This is a genomic window from Pseudoalteromonas sp., from assembly GCF_018402495.1.
Classification (GTDB): Bacteria; Pseudomonadota; Gammaproteobacteria; order Enterobacterales; family Alteromonadaceae; genus Pseudoalteromonas.
Map to the genome: position 1 here is coordinate 304,710 of NZ_JAGYIU010000004.1, position 18,199 is coordinate 322,908.

Annotated in this window: 19 protein-coding genes and 1 riboswitch; of the genes, 13 read left to right on the plus strand and 6 right to left on the minus strand. The window is 40.6% G+C overall.

Going from position 1 to position 18,199, the window contains the following annotated elements; genetic code table 11:
- The first annotated feature begins 30 nt into the window (after nt 1–30).
- The 3 genes from KG708_RS13750 to KG708_RS13760 all read left to right on the plus strand — a co-directional run bounded on the left by KG708_RS13750 (nt 31) and on the right by KG708_RS13760 (nt 2,470).
- On the plus strand, nt 31–453 hold the full coding sequence (locus KG708_RS13750) for an ATP-dependent zinc protease (RefSeq protein ID WP_213610650.1): 423 nt from the start codon (nt 31–33) through the stop codon (nt 451–453).
- A gap of 66 nt (nt 454–519) precedes the next feature.
- Complete coding sequence (gene rimK / locus KG708_RS13755; RefSeq protein WP_213610652.1) at nt 520–1,425, plus strand: 30S ribosomal protein S6--L-glutamate ligase; 906 nt, start codon at nt 520–522, stop codon at nt 1,423–1,425.
- A complete protein-coding gene (locus KG708_RS13760) occupies nt 1,412–2,470 on the plus strand; it encodes a succinylglutamate desuccinylase/aspartoacylase family protein (protein ID WP_213610654.1) in 1,059 nt (352 codons plus the stop codon). Before rimK ends, KG708_RS13760 begins: the two co-directional genes overlap by 14 nt.
- Nucleotides 2,471–2,568: 98 nt before the next feature.
- On the opposite strand, the gene KG708_RS13765 is transcribed toward KG708_RS13760, so the two are convergent.
- From KG708_RS13765 to recQ, 4 genes are all read right to left on the minus strand, one after another.
- On the minus strand, nt 2,569–3,144 hold the full coding sequence (locus KG708_RS13765) for a mechanosensitive ion channel domain-containing protein (RefSeq protein WP_213610656.1): 576 nt from the start codon (nt 3,142–3,144) through the stop codon (nt 2,569–2,571).
- Between the two features lie 65 nt (nt 3,145–3,209).
- A complete protein-coding gene (locus KG708_RS13770) occupies nt 3,210–4,925 on the minus strand; it encodes a POTRA domain-containing protein (protein WP_213610658.1) in 1,716 nt (571 codons plus the stop codon).
- A 128-nt stretch (nt 4,926–5,053) separates the two neighbouring features.
- Nucleotides 5,054–5,338 (minus strand): DUF3630 family protein, encoded by a 285-nt coding sequence (locus tag KG708_RS13775; RefSeq protein WP_213610660.1) that lies wholly within the window; start codon nt 5,336–5,338, stop codon nt 5,054–5,056.
- A 6-nt stretch (nt 5,339–5,344) separates the two neighbouring features.
- The gene (gene recQ, locus KG708_RS13780) at nt 5,345–7,168 is read right to left on the minus strand and encodes a DNA helicase RecQ (RefSeq protein ID WP_213610662.1); all 1,824 of its coding nucleotides are present in this window, start codon (nt 7,166–7,168) and stop codon (nt 5,345–5,347) included.
- A 152-nt stretch (nt 7,169–7,320) separates the two neighbouring features.
- On the opposite strand from recQ, the gene KG708_RS13785 reads away from it, so the two are divergent.
- Nucleotides 7,321–7,776 (plus strand): thioesterase family protein, encoded by a 456-nt coding sequence (locus KG708_RS13785; RefSeq protein WP_213610663.1) that lies wholly within the window; start codon nt 7,321–7,323, stop codon nt 7,774–7,776.
- A gap of 51 nt (nt 7,777–7,827) precedes the next feature.
- The gene (rarD, locus tag KG708_RS13790) at nt 7,828–8,748 is read left to right on the plus strand and encodes an EamA family transporter RarD (protein ID WP_213610666.1); all 921 of its coding nucleotides are present in this window, start codon (nt 7,828–7,830) and stop codon (nt 8,746–8,748) included.
- A gap of 3 nt (nt 8,749–8,751) precedes the next feature.
- Here rarD and KG708_RS13795 read toward each other — a convergent pair whose 3' ends face one another.
- Nucleotides 8,752–9,984: a diguanylate cyclase gene (locus KG708_RS13795; RefSeq protein WP_213610667.1), complete on the minus strand. Its 1,233-nt coding sequence runs from the start codon at nt 9,982–9,984 to the stop codon at nt 8,752–8,754.
- An 87-nt stretch (nt 9,985–10,071) separates the two neighbouring features.
- A complete protein-coding gene (locus KG708_RS13800; RefSeq protein ID WP_213610668.1) occupies nt 10,072–10,446 on the minus strand; it encodes a DUF413 domain-containing protein in 375 nt (124 codons plus the stop codon).
- 89 nt (nt 10,447–10,535) lie between these two features.
- Between KG708_RS13800 and KG708_RS13805 the strand changes: the two genes are divergently transcribed.
- The 8 genes from KG708_RS13805 to ung all read left to right on the plus strand — a co-directional run bounded on the left by KG708_RS13805 (nt 10,536) and on the right by ung (nt 18,157).
- On the plus strand, nt 10,536–11,417 hold the full coding sequence (locus KG708_RS13805; RefSeq protein ID WP_213610669.1) for a LysR family transcriptional regulator: 882 nt from the start codon (nt 10,536–10,538) through the stop codon (nt 11,415–11,417).
- Between the two features lie 153 nt (nt 11,418–11,570).
- Nucleotides 11,571–12,500, plus strand: coding sequence for a porin (locus KG708_RS13810; protein WP_213610670.1), 930 nt, complete (start codon nt 11,571–11,573; stop codon nt 12,498–12,500).
- 55 nt (nt 12,501–12,555) lie between these two features.
- Nucleotides 12,556–12,680: riboswitch (cobalamin riboswitch) on the plus strand.
- A gap of 72 nt (nt 12,681–12,752) precedes the next feature.
- Nucleotides 12,753–13,565, plus strand: a complete 813-nt coding sequence (locus KG708_RS13815; protein WP_213610671.1) for an ABC transporter ATP-binding protein — start codon at nt 12,753–12,755, stop codon at nt 13,563–13,565.
- 1 nt (nt 13,566) lies between these two features.
- Complete coding sequence (locus KG708_RS13820) at nt 13,567–14,577, plus strand: iron ABC transporter permease (protein ID WP_213610672.1); 1,011 nt, start codon at nt 13,567–13,569, stop codon at nt 14,575–14,577.
- Entirely contained in the window at nt 14,577–16,058 is a 1,482-nt protein-coding gene (locus KG708_RS13825) for a cobyric acid synthase (protein WP_213610673.1), read from the plus strand. The genes KG708_RS13820 and KG708_RS13825 overlap by 1 nt, the downstream gene beginning before the upstream one ends.
- A complete protein-coding gene (gene cobO / locus KG708_RS13830) occupies nt 16,051–16,650 on the plus strand; it encodes a cob(I)yrinic acid a,c-diamide adenosyltransferase (protein ID WP_213610675.1) in 600 nt (199 codons plus the stop codon). The genes KG708_RS13825 and cobO overlap by 8 nt, the downstream gene beginning before the upstream one ends.
- Nucleotides 16,650–17,498: a cobalamin-binding protein gene (locus KG708_RS13835; RefSeq protein WP_213610677.1), complete on the plus strand. Its 849-nt coding sequence runs from the start codon at nt 16,650–16,652 to the stop codon at nt 17,496–17,498. Before cobO ends, KG708_RS13835 begins: the two co-directional genes overlap by 1 nt.
- The gene (gene ung, locus KG708_RS13840; RefSeq protein WP_213610679.1) at nt 17,495–18,157 is read left to right on the plus strand and encodes a uracil-DNA glycosylase; all 663 of its coding nucleotides are present in this window, start codon (nt 17,495–17,497) and stop codon (nt 18,155–18,157) included. The genes KG708_RS13835 and ung overlap by 4 nt, the downstream gene beginning before the upstream one ends.
- Nucleotides 18,158–18,199: the final 42 nt, after the last annotated feature.

The window sequence follows — 18,199 nt, forward strand, 5'->3', positions numbered from 1 at the left end:
TAAAACACTTTTTTTACTAAGGGCACATTTATGACGACAAAAATAACAGTTGGTTGGCGTGAGTGGTTGAGTTTACCCGAGCTGGGCATCGAGCAAATTAAAGCAAAAATAGATACTGGTGCGCGTACTTCCTGTATTCATGCAATTAATATAGAAGAGTACGAAGTAGATGGCGAAAAATGGGTTAAATTTACAGCCCAACCATTGCAAGAAGACGAGCAAACGCAAATTACCTGCAATGCCAAAGTTAAAAAGATGAAGTACGTCACCAGCTCAAGTGGCCAGAAACAATTACGTTATTTTATTGAGACCACACTACATGCAGGCGAATTTAGTTGGCCAATAGAAATTACATTAACAAGTCGTGCGTCTATGAAGTTTAGAATGTTATTAGGACGCACAGCTATGGAAAATCGTATCGTCGTTGATCCGGCTTTATCACATTTATTATAAGAATTCGTTGAGTAGCAAACATTATTATATCTGCTTGCTCAACATTATTTAGTTAAGGTTTTAACTATGAAAATTGGTATTTTATCTCGCAACAAAAACTTATATTCAACGCGTCGTTTAATTGAAGCGGCTGAGCAACGAGGTCATGAAGTAAAAGTGATTAACGCGTTACGTTGTTATATGAACATAAATTCAGAACAACCTGAAATTCATTATCGTGGTGAAAATTTAAAAGATTTCGATGCTATTGTGCCACGTATTGGTGCATCGGTAACATTTTACGGTTGTGCAGTATTGCGTCAATTTGAAATGATGGGTGTGTACCCAGTGAATGAATCTGTGGCTATTTCTCGTTCGCGCGATAAGTTACGGTCATTACAGCTATTATCACGCAAAGGCGTAGGCATGCCAGTAACCGGCTTTGCTAGCAAGCCAGATGACGTTAAAGACTTACTCGAAATGGTCGGTGGTGCACCGGTCGTTATTAAGTTACTTGAGGGCACTCAAGGTATTGGTGTGGTACTTGCAGAAACGCGAAAAGCAGCTGAAAGTGTTATTGAAGCGTTTATGGGTTTAAAAGCCAACATTATGGTACAAGAATACATTAAAGAAGCCGGTGGTGCTGATATTCGTTGTTTCGTTCTCGGTGATAAAGTTATTGCCGCTATGAAGCGCCAAGCGCAAGAAGGGGAGTTTCGTTCTAACCTTCACCGTGGTGGTAGCGCTACACTGGTTCGTATCACGCCTGAAGAGCGTAAAACCGCCGTTGCTGCAGCAAAGGCTATGGGCTTAAACGTTGCTGGTGTTGATTTACTTCGCTCATCTCGTGGTCCATTGGTGATGGAGGTAAACTCATCACCAGGCCTTGAGGGGATTGAAGTGGCAACAGGCAAAGATATAGCTGGCATGGTGATTGATTTCATCGAGAAAAATGCTGCAAGTAAAGGAACCGCAACTCGTGGCAAAGGTTAAAATTAACCGACCTTTCACCCTATTAGGTGAAAGTATTGGTGTAGGTGAACGTAAAACACTCGCGCTAGAAGCTGCAAAGCTTTACACCCATTCACCGCTTAATATTCCTATTGAAGTGGTTAACGGTGTAATGGAAGGCCCTGTATTGATGGTGTGTGCGGCTATACACGGCGACGAACTAAATGGGGTTGAGGTTGTGCGCCAGTTACTGGCTAAAATCGACCCTAATCAGCTGCGTGGTACATTAATTGCGGTTCCGATTGTGAATGTATTTGGTTTTATTCATAAATCGCGTTATTTGCCCGATCGCCGTGATATGAACCGGAGTTTTCCGGGGTCTGAGCGTGGTTCATTAGCAGGTCGCATGGCGTATATGTTTTTTAACCAAGTAGCTGTGCATTGTACGCATATTATTGATTTGCATACGGGGGCGATTCACCGTACTAACTTACCGCAAATTCGTGCTAATTTAGCCGATGAAGCAACAGCGCAAATGGCTAAAGCCTTTGGTACGCCTGCGGTTATAGATGCGTCATTACGTAATGGGTCATTACGCAGTGAAGCCGCTAATTTAGGTATACCTGTTATTACTTATGAGGCGGGTGAAGCACTGCGCTTTGACCCAATTGCGATTGCTGCAGGCGTGCAAGGTGTTGATTATGTGATGCGCCATTTAAAAATGATTCGTGGCAAGCGCCCTAAAAAGCTACCAGATCCTGTGATTGCAAGCTCCACTAGCTGGGTGCGTGCTGAGGTTGATGGCATCGTAAGAGCGCAAGTTTCGTTGGGTGAACGTGTCACTAAAGGGCAAATATTAGCGTATATTAGTAGCCCACTAGGTGACTCTGAGCTTGAGCTACTTGCGCCTCGTAGTGGTATTATTATTGGCCAACAAACCATGCCATTAGTAAATGAAGGCGATGCCGTATTCCACATTGCTTATTTTGCACATGCAAATAGCTTGGTAGAGCAGCAGCTAGAAACCTTTATTGATGAGATTAATGATTTAGATGATGAGCTGAAAACGGCTGAACTAAATAATTAATACCAATTCGCTCAATTAAGAGAATTGGTATGACTGCATCTGTAAATATAAAAAACCGCCTTAGTTTTAAACTAACGCGGTTTTTTAATGCATGTTGTTTAGCTGCGTGGTTTTGGGCCAATAATGCGTTTAATTTTAGGCGCTTTTGTTGGTTTAGGCTCCGTATTTAGCACTAACACGGGGCGGGTAACAAATAAGTTATTAGGGTAAATCACTCTGTGTCCATCAACGTGCTCGAGTAACACATTCATCAATCCCATTTCAATAATACGCCCTTCAATGGCATTGGCCCCATCGACAATTCTAACCCAATAGCCTACGCGGCAGTCGTTTTGAATAAACATCAGTAAAAAAGCAGTTAAGTTACTCAATAATGACCAAGCGGCAAATAATGCAACTCCTAACATAGCAAATAAAGAGGAGCCTAATACTAATAAACCGCGCAACTCTATTCCCCAAAAAACCAACACTAAGCATAACATCACAAAAGCGAGTATTATTTTTAGGAGCAGCTCAGCGCGATATTTACGATGTAAATCGATTTTACCTTTAATGGCTTTTTCGAGTAATTGTTTAGTCAATCTTAGTAGTAACGGAAAACTCAAAAGAGCAACGACGGTGACGATAAGTTTATATTGTGTGCCTAAAAGCTTTAAAAGAGTGATTAATTCCAAAATGTATTCTCACAATAATAATTGGCGCAAAGTGTAACGCTTTAGTTCACTGCGCAGTAGTGATTTTAAAAAGAATTTTTAACACTGAGCAACCACTGTACTGAGTCAACATCATCATATTTATTTAACGGTGCAGCTATATCAAGATGGATCATAGTACCTGCATTGGCGCGGCTTGGCGCAAGGCGTAAACCTAAGCCGACATTTTTGAGTACCGGTGTGTTTTCAATTTTATACTGAGTATTCGAGTCGTTGTTATACCATGCGCGGCCTACATCTAAAAAAGCAGCACCGCCTACTTTGAACAGCTGTAGTAAGTCATATTCCCAATAATAGCGCTTTTCTAAACTGACTAAAAAGCTCCGATCGCCATGTTGAAACTCCATGGGGTAGCCGCGCAAGCCCGTTTCGCCACCTAGAGTAAGCTGCTTATCGCTTGTGAGGTTTTTCGCGTATTGCAACCTTGCTTTTATATACCAAGACTGATCAATACTGGTATTTAAATAATATTGAACCTGACCAGTTGTAAATAAGTTTTCGAGCTGTTTTTGCGTTGTATTCCAATATCCTTGAATATCAGCATGAAAACGCCACAGCGTGTTTTCACCACTAAAATGAGCTTTGTTGAAGTTAAATGAATATATGGCGCGGCTATCGTCATTACTGATTGATTCATCGGAGTAGCCTAGTGTTGCTTTTATATTCCAACCTAAGTTTAAATCCTCGGTCCGATGAATGCTGTCAAAGTTACGCACTTTTATAAAATTATCTTCAAACCAATGGCCACTTACATAAGGGTAACTAAGCTGCCTATTTTGAGGTAGAGGCACTGTGGTTTTATCTATGCTTTTAAATGTTTGCTGCTCGTCTATGTAACCAAGGGTTAGGCGCTGTGTCCAGTTATGGCTAAGCGTCTTAGAGTGACCAAAAAAGACTTGATTTAGATCGGTTGTCTGTTCAAATTCACTAAACTTTTCGCCTCTAATATACAAGGCTTCTTCTCGTTGAGTTGAGTAACTTAAAGCACCATAACTATAAGGTGTATTTATGGCATAAAATGGATAGGTTAGTTCAACTAAATGGCTTTTACCGTCACTGTTGTCAGCATACTCTAGGCGACCTCTGTAGCGCGTCGATAAAATATTAGGATCATCGTAAACAAATAAATAGCCATTGCGGTCACTGTCGGTTTTGCGTGAAAACGATAGCCGTTTACCCCAGCCAAATAAGTTAGACTCACGAAAGCCTATACTTGATTTATTTTCGCCTCCGCTGCGACTAAAGCTAAGTTCGGGTAATAAAGTCCATAAATCACGTGTAATAACAACTACATCTACATTGCCGTCGCAGTTTTCTGTGGCCGTTATTTGTGCGTCATATAAATAGTTTTGTTTGCGAAGTAGTCGTTCTGATTCAGCCAAGGCTTTTGGATTAAAGGTGTCACCTGTCTCGAACAACAAAATGCGCTTAATTACTTCAGGTTCAGTTTGAATGTGTGCTCGGTTAGCAAACCGAAACAATGCATTATTCTGGGCCTCTTCAGTATTAAATACATTAAGCTGCTGCAAAGTTATAGAGGCAACTTTGGCGTTACCTTGTGTTGTGAGCGCTGGTGTTTGAGACGTAATTTGGCGACGTAGGTTACTTTCATGAGTTTGTGATGAGTTGTCATTAGTGCAGCTTTGGGCTAGTGGCGCTTCTTGCGCGCAAACGCTGAGCATAAACATACTCGAAATAGAAAGGCTAAAACAACTACGTGCAATCCATTTTCTATTTAACATTGACCCTCTTTAGCGCTATTTTGCAAAATAAAACACTTACTCTAAGCTTACATCATTGTTATTGATATGTAAGTAAAAGACAGATTTAGTTTTGTTTTTATAGCGATTATAAGGTATTAGCTATGCATTTAAGTTAAATAAAAAGTTAACGCTGCCAATAGGTTGTCGGCATCTTGTCCTTCACCATTAATCCACACACTTTGGCTATAATGCTCAAAATTTAAATTAAATGTGTGGTTTGCATAGTTAAAACGTAGTTGATGACGATCTGCCCCAGCGGCATACTCATTAATGCTAATTTCATCGCTGTGCAAAAATAACGTTCCCCACAATTCAAAATCTTCATCGTGCGGCAGCTCTGCCGGTTTAACAATAATACATTGATGTGTGTGGTCGTATTCAAGTTCGGTCATAGGAGCTTATTGTTTTGCTAAATAATGTCGAATTGCGGTTAAAAACTCACCGCCATATTTGTTTAATTTGGTAAAACCAACCCCTGAGACTTTTAAAAACTCACTGTCGTTGGTGGGCATTAGCTGCGCCATTTCGGCCAAGGTTTTATCGTTAAAGACCACATAAGGAGGCACATCGTCGGCATCGGCTAACTCTTTACGTAGGGCACGTAGACGAGCGAATAGTTTTTTATCGTAATTAAACTGCGCTAGTTTATCTTGATAAACATGTTTAGCTTGTAAACGAGGCTCAGCCAATTGCAGCGCATATTCACCTTTTAAAACAGCCCGTGCGGCCTCAGTTAAACGTAGCGAAGCGCCTTGGGTTATATCTTGGCTTAGTAGTCCTTGGTGAATAAGTTGGCGTAAAATACTGAGCCAAAACTCACTACTTTTATCTTTACCTATGCCGTAGGTACTAAGCTCATGATGATTATTATCACGGATGCGACTTGTATTCGCACCGCGTAATAACTCCACAATGTAACCTAATCCAAAACGCTGCTGCGCGCGATATACGCACGAAAGTGCTTGCTGTGCGACTAAGGTGCCATCAAAACTTTTAGGTGGATTTAAGCAAATGTCACAGTTACCACACGGTTCGCGTTGGTATTCACTAAAGTAATTTAATAATATTTGACGGCGACACGTTTGCGCTTCAGCAAAGCTGGCCATGGCACTAAAGCGCTGCTCTTCTACGCGGCGACGCTGTTCATCGTCAATATCTTCAAAAAAGCGCCTAACTCGGCCTATATCGGCAGGATCAAAATACATAATGGCTTCTGCAGCCAGTCCATCTCGCCCAGCGCGGCCTGTTTCTTGATAATAAGCTTCAATACTTTTTGGAATGTCGTAATGCAGAACAAAGCGTACGTTAGGCTTGTTAATTCCCATACCAAAGGCAACGGTTGCCACCACAATTTGAATGTCGTCACGGGCAAACCCTGTTTGCACAAACTGACGATGTTCGTTACTCATTCCCGCATGGTAAGCGGCAGCATTAAAGCCTGCATCGGCGAGTTTTTCAGCGATATCATCAACGCGCTTACGGCTGGTACAATAAATAATGCCACTTTGGTTTTTTTGTTCTTTTAAGTAACGCAGCAACTGCACCATAGGTTTAAATTTTTCTTCTATGGTGTAACGAATATTAGGGCGGTCAAAGCTGCCAGTATGAATATAAGGCTGTTGTAGTTTTAATTGTTCAACAATATCAAAGCGAGTTGCTTTATCGGCGGTGGCCGTCAGTGCCATCATAGGCACGTGTGCAAAGCGCTGCTTAAGCTCATTTAATCTAAAGTAATGCGGTCTAAAATCGTGACCCCAATGAGAAACACAATGAGCTTCATCAATAGCAAACAAGCTCACATTTAAATGAGAAAGTCGTTCTAAAAAATCGTGCTGTAACACTTTTTCGGGAGCGACATAAAGTAGCTTTATCAGCCCTTGATGTAGCTGTTGATATACTAATTGTTGTTCTTCACGGGCTAAACTGTTATTGATATAGGCCGCTTTTACGTCAAGTGCTTGTAATTGGGCAACTTGATCTTGCATTAAAGAGATCAGCGGCGAAATAACAATCGTTACTCCCTCTAATACTAACGCCGGTATTTGGTAACACACTGATTTACCGCCACCGGTAGGCAGTAATACTAACGAGTCTTGGCCATTGATTGCGGCATCAATGACTGCACGTTGACCATCGCGAAACTCACTATAACCAAACACTTGTTTGAGTACAGTTTCAGGTTGACGCACTAGCGTATTAGGAGAAGGAGTGTGTGTATTCATCGGCGCTATTTTAGTGGTTTTTTATCAAGATGTCTTTAGCTTTCATCGCTTGATGTCAATATGGCTAATGATAAACTAAAATTTACGGGGGGTTACAATGGCTTCTAGCTGTGCTTTACTCATCGTACCACCTCAATACACAGAGAATAAAAATGAATAAAGAAATGTTGATTGACCAAGTAGGGGCGTTGTTTGTAAACAATATGCCTTTTAACCAGTTTTTAAAACTAGAAGTAGAGTCACTCAGTACTGAGCACGCTAAAATATCCTTTCCATGGCAAGATGTATTAATAGGCAATCCGGCGCAAAAAATTCTTCATGGCGGTGTTATTTCTGCGGTACTCGACAACGTAGGCGGAATGCTAGCTGCGGCAAGTATAATTAGTAAGCTCGACGACGCTGACTTGCCCAGTGTACACACAAAGTTAGCGACACTCGGCACCATAGATTTACGTACCGATTACTTACGTCCAGGTAAAGGGGATGTGTTTATTGCCAGTGCCACACTTATTCGTTCAGGTAATAAAGTGTGCGTATGCAGAATGGAGTTACATAACGAACAGTCAGTACAAATTGCTTTTGGAACGGGGACGTATTTAGTTGGCTAAAAAGTGAGAGGGAGTTAAACTGACGGCCTTTTAAATCACCAAGTGTTTACTATGCCGATTGATACTGAGCAGCGAAAGGGCGCTATTTTTGCCTGCCTTGCTTTTTTTATGTGGGGACTTGCACCCATTTATTTTAAGATGATCCAACATGTGTCAGCATTTGAAATTTTAATGCATCGTGTTATTTGGTCTGTTGTATTTCTTATTGTGGTAGTGAGTGTGTTCAACTACTGGGATAAAATAAAACGTATTTTAATCCAGCCTAAGCTTATTTTAATGTTAGTTATTACCTCTGCTTTACTAGGGTTTAACTGGGGGCTGTTTATATGGGCTATTAATAACAACCATATGCTAGATGCCAGCTTAGGCTACTATATTAATCCTTTGTTAAACGTTTTGCTGGGCATGGTGTTCTTAAATGAGCGGTTACGTAAATTACAAGGGGCTGCCGTTGCCTTAGCCTTTACAGGTGTTTTATTACAGTTAATTAGTTTTGGTTCATTCCCGGTTGTCGCATTTTCATTAGCGACGTCTTTCGCGTTATATGGTTTGTTACGTAAAAAACTACAGGTTGATGCATTGCCGGGGATTTTAATTGAGGCATTAATATTATTACCTGTGGCACTCACTTATTGGTGGTTAATGGCGCCAACAGGAACGTCTAGCTTACCTGCAAATGATTGGTCAACTAATGTATTATTAGTGAGTGCGGGCATAGTGACTACGCTACCATTGCTATGTTTTACTGGCGCGGCTAAGCGTTTACAATATACAACACTAGGGTTTTTTCAGTATATAGGACCTAGTTTAATGTTTATTTTAGCTGTGGTCTTTTATGGTGAGGTGTTTGATGCTGAACGGGTAATTACTTTTGCGTGTATTTGGAGTGCCTTGGCTATTTTTAGTTGGGATTCACTTCATCAATCGCGTAAACGCAAAAAAGCAGCTATTGTTGCCTCAGGTGTGGTTTAAAAACTAAACCACTCTGTTACGACCCGATTCTTTGGCCTTGTAAAGCTTTAAATCGGATTGTTTTAATAGATCGTCAATTTGATAGGTCGTACTGCAGCTGAAACCTATCGACAGTGTAAACTTAATCTTTGCGTGGCTAAATTCATGGCTATTGAGCTCAATAAAAAGCCTAAAACTTTCGAGTCGTTTTAACGCTTCTTGTTCGGTCTGCTCAGTAAAAAATACCGCAAATTCTTCTCCCCCTAAACGAGCGATTAACTGATTTTCAAAGTATTTATTAAAGCATACCGCAAGCCCTTTGAGGACTTCATCGCCGGTATCATGACCATAGGTATCGTTAATCGCTTTAAAATGATCAATATCAAGCATAGCTAACATGGCCGGTATTTGTGCCTTTTTGAAATTGTTTAAAAATTTGTTCGCCTCTTCGAAAAAGTAACGACGATTAGGGAGTTTAGTTAAATAATCGGTATTCGCTTGTCGCTTTATAGTGGCTATATGTTCCAGCATATCTACGTTTTGACTTAACCGGCAGTAAAACTCTTCACTATTAAAAGGTTTATACAAATAGTCGTTTGCCCCATTTTTTAGAAATAAAGCGGACAAATTAGACGCGGTAACTGCAGAAATACCTATAATAGCCTTTTCACCATTACCATATAGACGCCTAACTTCACTGCACAGTTCAATGCCTCCCATATTAGGCATTTCTTTATCGGTAATGATCACAGAGATATCTGGGGTTTTTTCAAGCTCTTTAAGTGCCTCTATGCCATCAGCTGCTTGTAATATTTGGTATTTATGGCGTGTTAATAAACTACAAATATATTGGCGTGTTGACGCAGAGTCATCAACAACCAGTACTTTTACCTGCTTATTGCGAGGAAGGCGATAAAGCTGCTTTTCTAAATACTCATAAGCTTGTTTATTGCCTTTGATAATATAATCGATAATAGGGTATTTTTCGACGGTATCGCGGGTTTGTTTATCGATATTACCTGTCATCACTATGGTAGGAATATCTGCTGCAATGGTACAGGGCACCGCTTCACCTTGTGGCGCGTCAGGTAATATGAAGTCGACCACCGCGCAAAAGTAATGATGCTTACTGATAAGCTCTTTAGTCTCAGCCAATGATTGAGCAATATCAACCTCGTAGCCGGCTTTTTGCGCTATATGCTTCTGAACTCTCGCAATAGTGGGAGTGTCTTCAACAATAAGTATCTTGTTCGTCACTTAACAACCCTGTTTAATATTTTACAAATATATTTGCTAATACAAGTTGTAACTGTTAAAACGCCAAAAAGCAACTACTGTAATGATTTATAAATTATCAGCTTCTGAATAATACTCTTGGCTTATTGTTGTTGGCCCTGATATTTTTGAGCGTCCAAATAATGTATGGAATTTTGTTTTACAGGTTGTTAACTTTAAATATTTAACCCATGCTCGCTCAATTGGATTGCTTGGCTCTACTATGCCACTGACAGCATTTACAAACTGTTGCTGGTGCTCGTTTTGAGGTTCAACGGTTTTGTTGTACAAGCTTTTTAAAATAACACCGTGCTGTTCTAAGATACTTGCCTCTAACAGGGTAAAGTGTCCGCTGCGACTAAATCCGCGTGGAAAGTTTTGGTCATCATAAAATTGACGTTGACTAACAAATGCTTGACGAAGTAGTGAAATATCATTGCTCATAGCTATACCCTCATACCAATTATTAGCTGGAGTATGGGACATAATCGCTATTTTTTTAAACAAAAAATTTTTATCGTGAGGATAAAAAATTGGATATAGATTTATTAAAAACATTTGTGGAAGTGGTGCGTACTCGCCATTTTGGTAAAGCGGCAGAGAACCTATACATAACCCAGTCTGCGGTGAGCTTTAGAATTCGCCAATTAGAGCAAGGTTTAGGGGTCAATTTATTTATTCGCCAGCGAAATAACATTCAACTTACCGCTCCCGGTGAGCGCTTGTTACCTCATGCGCAAATGATTATTACCGGTATGCAAAGAGCTAAAGTTGATGTAGCACTTGCTGATAATATGCATAAACAAATCAGTTTAGCAGGCACCCCCAATATTTGGGATGCATTTTTACAATTTGGTATTACAAATATTGTATCGGCTATGCCCGGTGTATCGCTGGTGGCAGAAGTGAAAGCGCAGCAAGAAAGTACTCGCTTACTATTGGAACGTACGCTTGATTTAGCTATTTTATTTGATCCACCAAAAGTTGATGAACTTGTTGTAGGACGTATTTGTGAACTGCCCATTATTCCGGTGAGTGGTTATGATACGGCAACCTGCGATAATTTTTTTGATAATCAATACGTTTATGTTGATTGGGGAACAGCGTTTTCTCTTTGGCATGCGCGTCAGTTTACCGGTAAAACACCGCCTTATTTTAGAACCAGTACTGGGCGTATTGCGCTTGATTTAATCCTGCAATGTGGTGGCAGTGCATTTATTCCACACGTATTAGTCAAAGATCATTTAGAAAAAGGCGAACTTTTTCATGTTAAAGGGGTAGAGAATACGTCAAGAGAGGTATTTATTGCCTATCATAGAGATAACGAGCAAAAAGAGTTAATAGAAACTTTAGTTAATTTGCTGTCACAAATGACACCGAGTTTATTAAATAAAAACAAGTCGTTGTCGAGTTAAATTTCATTTATATGTTATTTTGATTTCAGATTTAATGCATTTTTATTAACTTAAAAAGACAAAAATATGTCCGTTGTAATATTTTTGTCATTTAGCGATGGCACACTGCTGCTGCTTTAAAAGTTGGTCTATTGCGATTATCGAGGAAATAACATGAAATTTTTAAAATCGAGCTTATGCTTAGCTTTACTAAGTGGTTTATCTTTTAATGCGTTTGCACAAGTAAACATTTATGGTAAAGCAAACGTAACAGTCCAATCATCGGATGATGGCGAAGGGTCGTTTACTGAGATTAAAAGTAATGCATCTCGTTTTGGACTGAAAGGCTCTGAAAAAATTTCAGATAGCTTGGAAGCTGTTTATAAGTTTGAATTTCAGGTTGATGTTTCTGACGCTGATTCTAAAGGTGATGACGACAATATTTCTTCGCGAAATCAATATGTGGGTTTAAAAGGTGGATTTGGTCAGGTAGTAATAGGCCGCAACGATACCGCATTAAAGCAGGCACAAGGCAAGCTGGACTTATTTAATGACCTTGAGGGCGATTTAAAAAATACTTTTAAAGGTGAAAATCGTTTAGGTGATTCAGTGTCTTATACTTCAAACTCATATCAAGGCTTTAAAGTATTAGCGTCATTTATTGCACAAGACGACCTAGATGCCAAAAATGGCTACTCAGTGGCGTTAACTTATGGTGATGCAGGCCTTAAAAAGAGCGCAGTATATGCTGCCATTGCTGCTGATAGCGAAGTAAACGGGTATGATGTAGTACGTGCAACAGTTCAAGGTAAAATTGAAGATTTTAGACTTGGTGCTATGTACCAAACCCAAGAAAAAGTAGATGGCAGCGCAGAAGCTGACGGTTACTTAGTAAATGCAGCTTATCTAATGGGTAGCAACACTTTTAAAGTGCAATACCAAACAATGGATTTTGATGACGGTGATGATAAAAGCGCGGTATCGGTAGGTGTTGATCATAAGCTAAACAAAAATCTTAAAGTATTTGGTTTTTACTCAAGCTTTGATATGGATAACAATGTTGACCAAGATTACCTAGGTTTAGGTTTGGAATATAAGTTTTAACTTACGCTTAACTTCCCTTTTTTAACCGCACTCAGTTGAGTGCGGTTTTTTTTGCTTTAAATTATTTACTTATCTGCGCATAATAGCAAAGCATTTGGAATGAGGTGAAACTCCTCAACTATTCCCGTAACTGTGATCAGTTTTACTGTAAGTCAGATACAAATGCCTTAAAAATTCATATAACGAGCGGGTTAACTCATTTTCTTGTTGGTACGTATCAGTACTGAGTATGCCCCTGCCTAGGATAATTTTTTGCACACTCAAACCTCTAAAAAATCACCGCTTTTAACCGTTAATAACGTCTCTTGGCGGGTGGGAAATACATTAATTCTTAAGCACATTAATGTGAACATTGAGCATGGCAAATTTATTGGTTTAATAGGACCTAATGGCGCAGGGAAGTCGAGTTTACTGCGTTGTTTATATCGATTTAATCAACCATCAGCAGGCGATGTTAAATTTAACAATACCGATATTTGGCAGCTAAAAAGTGCAGATTACGCGAAGCAAGTAGCGGTAGTGCTACAAGAAACACCCTCGCAATTTAATCTCTCGTTATTCGATGTTGTGGCTCTAGGGCTTACCCCGCATAAAACACTCTTCAGTTCGACCACTCATGCCGATAGACAAAAAATAGTGCAGGCTATTAGCCGTGTTGGGCTTGAATTTCATAGTAATCAGTCGTTTGACTCACTATCTGGCGGTGAAAAGCAACGAGCGCTTATTGCCAGAGCCATTGTGCAGCAACCGCAACTTCTTATTATGGATGAACCGACCAGTCACCTTGATGTTAAATACCAAATTCAGCTTATGGAGCTTGCTAAATCTTTGGGTATTACCGTGTTTGCGTCATTTCATGATTTAAATTTAGCGGCAGCTATGTGCGATGAGTTAGTGGTTATTAAAAACGGAGAAATCGTTAGTGCGGGGAAGCCTAACAAGGTGCTCACTGAGCAAATACTCAACGACGTTTTTGGCGTTTGTGTGCAAGTGAGTAACCATCCTCAAACAACCTCTAGTGGTGAGTCTATCCCTCATATTACTTATTATTATGGATACCAATAGCATGGCTGTTATACCCAACCACAGTGTCGCGTTAATTAGTGCGCTATTATGCGCTGTATTAAGTTTATTTGTCGCATTGAGCTTTGGTGCGGCCCCCACCTCACTTGTAGATGTATACCAGAGTTTAACCTTTTCAAACGAGGCCTCATTTACCAGTCGCATTATTTTTGAATTAAGGATGCCACGCACGTTGTTGGCCTTTTTAGCTGGCAGCGGTTTAGCGATTGCAGGCTTAATACTGCAAACGGTCACTCGTAACCCATTGGCCGATCCTTACTTGTTTGGAATTTCGTCGGGTGCATCCTTAGGGGTTGTTATTTTGATGATTTTTATAGGAGTTGGCGCAGGCATTGCGCTATCAGTAGCGGCATTAATAGGTAGCTTAGTGGCGATGGGGCTATTAATTTTAATTGCTGGCAGCCAACGCAACGCCCAAGTGGAGTCGATGTTATTAGCTGGGGTGGCGTTATCATTTTTATTTAGCGCCTTTACCAGTTTGTTGCTTTATTGGAGCGATCCGCAGGCCGTCGCGGCTATTTTATTTTGGACTTTAGGAAGTTTTGCTAGGGCGCAATGGCAGTCACTGCTATTACCTGCCTTGGTCATCATTACATGTACAGTCATTATGTTAGGTTTTAGACGCCAACTTAATGCCATGTTGTTAGGTGATGAAAGTGCCACAACGCTTGGTGTACGGGTGCATCGCTTTCGAATTTTAATGCTTATTTTAAGCTCACTGATCACAGCTGTATTGGTTGCTATGTGTGGCGGAATTGGCTTTGTTGGCTTGATGGTGCCGCACATAGTGCGTTTTTTTATCTCTCAAGGCAGCAGCGTTGGGTTGTTAATGACTGCCTTAGTAGGGGGTATATTTATGGTATGGGTCGATGTACTAGCACGTTCATTACTCGCTAACCAAGAGCTGCCAATAGGGGTGATCACGGCGGCTATGGGGAGTATTTTCTTTTTAAGTATCTTGTATTTTCGTAAGCGCCAGCTGGTGGGTAAATAATGAAAACATTAATGGTACAGGGGACGACCTCCGATGCGGGTAAAAGTACCTTAGTCGCTGCACTTTGCAGAGTGTTTGCTAACCAAGGGGTGAATGTTGCACCGTTTAAACCACAAAATATGGCGCTTAATAGCGCCGTAACGCATGAGGGTGGCGAAATTGGCAGAGCCCAAGCATTACAAGCCATAGCCGCAAAAGTTAAACCTGAAATTGACTTTAACCCTATATTACTCAAACCCAATAGTGATACCGGCGCACAAGTTATAATTCATGGTAGAGCTATCAGCAATATGGAAGCAGATGCTTACCATGACTACAAAAAAGTGGCTATGGATGCGGTATTAACCTCGCATAATCGTTTAGCTAAACGCTTTGATTTATTACTGGTAGAAGGGGCTGGCAGCCCAGCCGAAATTAATTTACGCGCAAACGATATTGCAAATATGGGTTACGCCGAGCAAGTTGATTGCCCTGTTATTATTATTGCCGATATTGATAAAGGAGGAGTATTTGCGCACTTAGTTGGGACTTTAGCGCTATTAAGCGAGTCTGAGCAAGCACGAGTAAAAGGCTTTGTGATTAACCGTTTTCGTGGTGATATTAGTTTATTACAAGGTGGGCTAGATTGGCTCGAGGAGTACACCGGTAAACCTGTATTAGGGGTATTACCTTACTTGCACGATTTAGCACTTGATGCCGAAGATGCTATTGTAATAGATAATAATGTGACCGATGCCAGTATAAATATTGCTGTACTGTTATTGCCACATATTAGTAACCATACCGATTTTGATGCTCTGCGATTACACCCGAATATAAATATAACCTATGTGCGCCATACACAAGCAATTCCTGCTGTTGATTTAATTATCGTACCTGGCAGTAAAAATGTACTCAGCGATCTCGCGTTTTTAAAAAATGAAGGCTGGGATCAGCAAATTAAGCGCCATCTACGTTATGGTGGCAAAGTATTGGGTATTTGCGGTGGTATGCAAATGCTGGGTAACAGTATAAGTGATCCAAATGGGGTGGAGTCATCGTTGGGGCAAGTGACGGGTTTAGCGCTTAGCGATTTTGATACGCTATTGGGTGAGCAAAAAGTGTTAAGCCGAGTGAGCGCAGTGCTTAATTTAAATGAGCAACAGGTTGCATGTGATGGCTACGAAATACATGCAGGTATTAGTCAAGGAAAGGCGCTCTACAAGCCACTCATTCGCTTTAATAAACACCCCAATGACTTTAAAACCGATGGTTTTGTGAGTGATGATAATGCCATTGCTGGTACCTATTTACATGGCTTGTTTGATAGTCCTGCAGCCACAGAGCAGCTGTTAAAGTGGGTGAAACCAGAAAGTGCAATTAGTGCGATTAGTATAAATGAGCATCGTGAACGCCAGTTAGAACGCTTAGCTGATATGTGTAAAGCGCATTTAAATATTGAACAAATTATTAAAATTTATCAAGGATATAACAATGACTGAATCAACTAACGACAAGCACCAACAGCGTCAACAAAAAGTAAAAGAACAGGTTGACGCGCGAGTAGCCGCAGCGCAACGAGAAAAAGGCATTTTTCAGGTTATTACTGGTAACGGTAAAGGCAAATCGACTTCTGGTTTTGGTGTGGTTACACGCTGTGTCGGGCACGGTAAAAAAGCTGCGGTATGTCAGTTTATTAAAGGCACATGGGAGTGTGGTGAGCGTAATTTACTGCAAGGTGCTGGGGTTGAATTTGCTGTTATGAACACCGGGTTTACGTGGGATACGCAAAATAAAGAGGCCGATACCGCGGCAGCGCAAGCAACATGGCAAGAGTCAAAACGGATGCTAAGCGACAGCAGTATCGATGTGGTATTACTCGATGAACTCACCTATATGGTGACCTATGGTTATATCGACCTAGAGGAAGTGGTTGTTGCTGTAAATAATAGACCGCCTATGCAATCGGTCATTATTACTGGTCGTGCTGCGCATCGCACCTTAATAGAGCTTGCCGATACGGTAAGTGAAGTACGTAATGTAAAACATGCGTTTGAGTCGGGCGTAAAAGCATTGAAAGGCTTTGATTACTAATGTTAAAGCGTATTGTTTTTGGGCTGTTATTGTTAGCTGTCAGTGCATCCCAGGCTTTAGCCGACAAGCCGCTTCGTATAGTGGCTTTAGCACCACACATAGTTGAAAATTTATATGCTATTGGGGCGGGTGATTTAATAGTGGGTACGCTGGATTACGCAGATTATCCGCAAGAGGCGACTAAAATTGAGCGTATTGGTGGCTACAATGGTATTTCTATTGAAAAGTTACTCATGCTAAAACCTGACATGGTAATTGCGTGGAAAAATGGTAATCAGGCCGAAGATTTAGCACAAATAAAGCGTTTAGGAATTGAATTATATTTAAGTGATCCACGCTCTATTGAAGGGGTTGCTTCGGAAATACTAAAACTAGGTCAATTAACCGGTCACACTGAGCAAAGTAAAAAGGTGGCTGAGGCATTTACAGCGAGGTTCAACGCGATTAAAGCCACGCAGCAAGATAAAACTATCCTTAAAGGGTTTTATCAGCTCTGGCCTGAGCCAATGATGACAGTATCAAAAAATACATGGATCAATCAGTTAATTGAAACCTGCCAAGTCACGAATGTATTTGCCAATAGCGACACAGATTATCCACAAATTAGCATCGAAAACGTAATAGTCACTAAGCCACAAATTATTATTATTCCCGATGAAAAGTCAAAGCGAACAATACCCACGGTTAATTGGCAGCAGTGGCCTGAAATTCCTGCGGTAAAGTATGAGCAGTTTATTAGCGTCAATGCTGATTTATTACATCGGTTTACACCTAGAATGCTCGATGGGCTTGCGCAGATGTGTGACAAAGTAGATATATCTAGAGAATTTATTAAGAGTCAATTATGAGCAACTGGTCATCTTTTTTAAACCATGAACTTAGTCAAACATATATGCAGCAAACCCTTAAGTATGTTGCTAATAAACGCGCACAAGGGATTGCTATATACCCGCCAGAATCGCAGGTGTTTAGTGCATTTGATGCAACTCCACTTAGCGACATTAAAGTGGTTATATTAGGTCAAGACCCTTACCATGGAGAAGGGCAAGCGCATGGTTTGTGTTTTTCAGTATTGCCTGAGGTTAAAAAGCTCCCGCCTTCGCTCAAAAACATTTATAAAGAGTTAGTAACTGATATTAATGGCTTTACCACGCCAGAACACGGCTATTTACAAGGCTGGGCAAAGCAAGGTGTGTTTTTGCTCAATACAGTATTAACTGTAGAGCAAGGACACGCTCATTCTCATAAGCATTTAGGTTGGGAACAATTTACCGATAATGTGATTGCGCATATTAATGAGCACTGCCAAGGTGTGGTATTTATGTTGTGGGGAGCACATGCACAAAAAAAAGGTCAAAGTATTGATCGCCAGCGCCATCATGTATTAACAGGACCGCATCCTTCACCGCTTTCGGCACATCGAGGCTTTTTTGGTTGTCAGCACTTTTCAAAAACCAATGAATTGTTAAGCGCGCAAGGGGCGCAGCCGATTAATTGGCAAGTGTAACAGGCATTAAAAAAGGCTTTAAAAATGAAAGCCTTTTTAGTT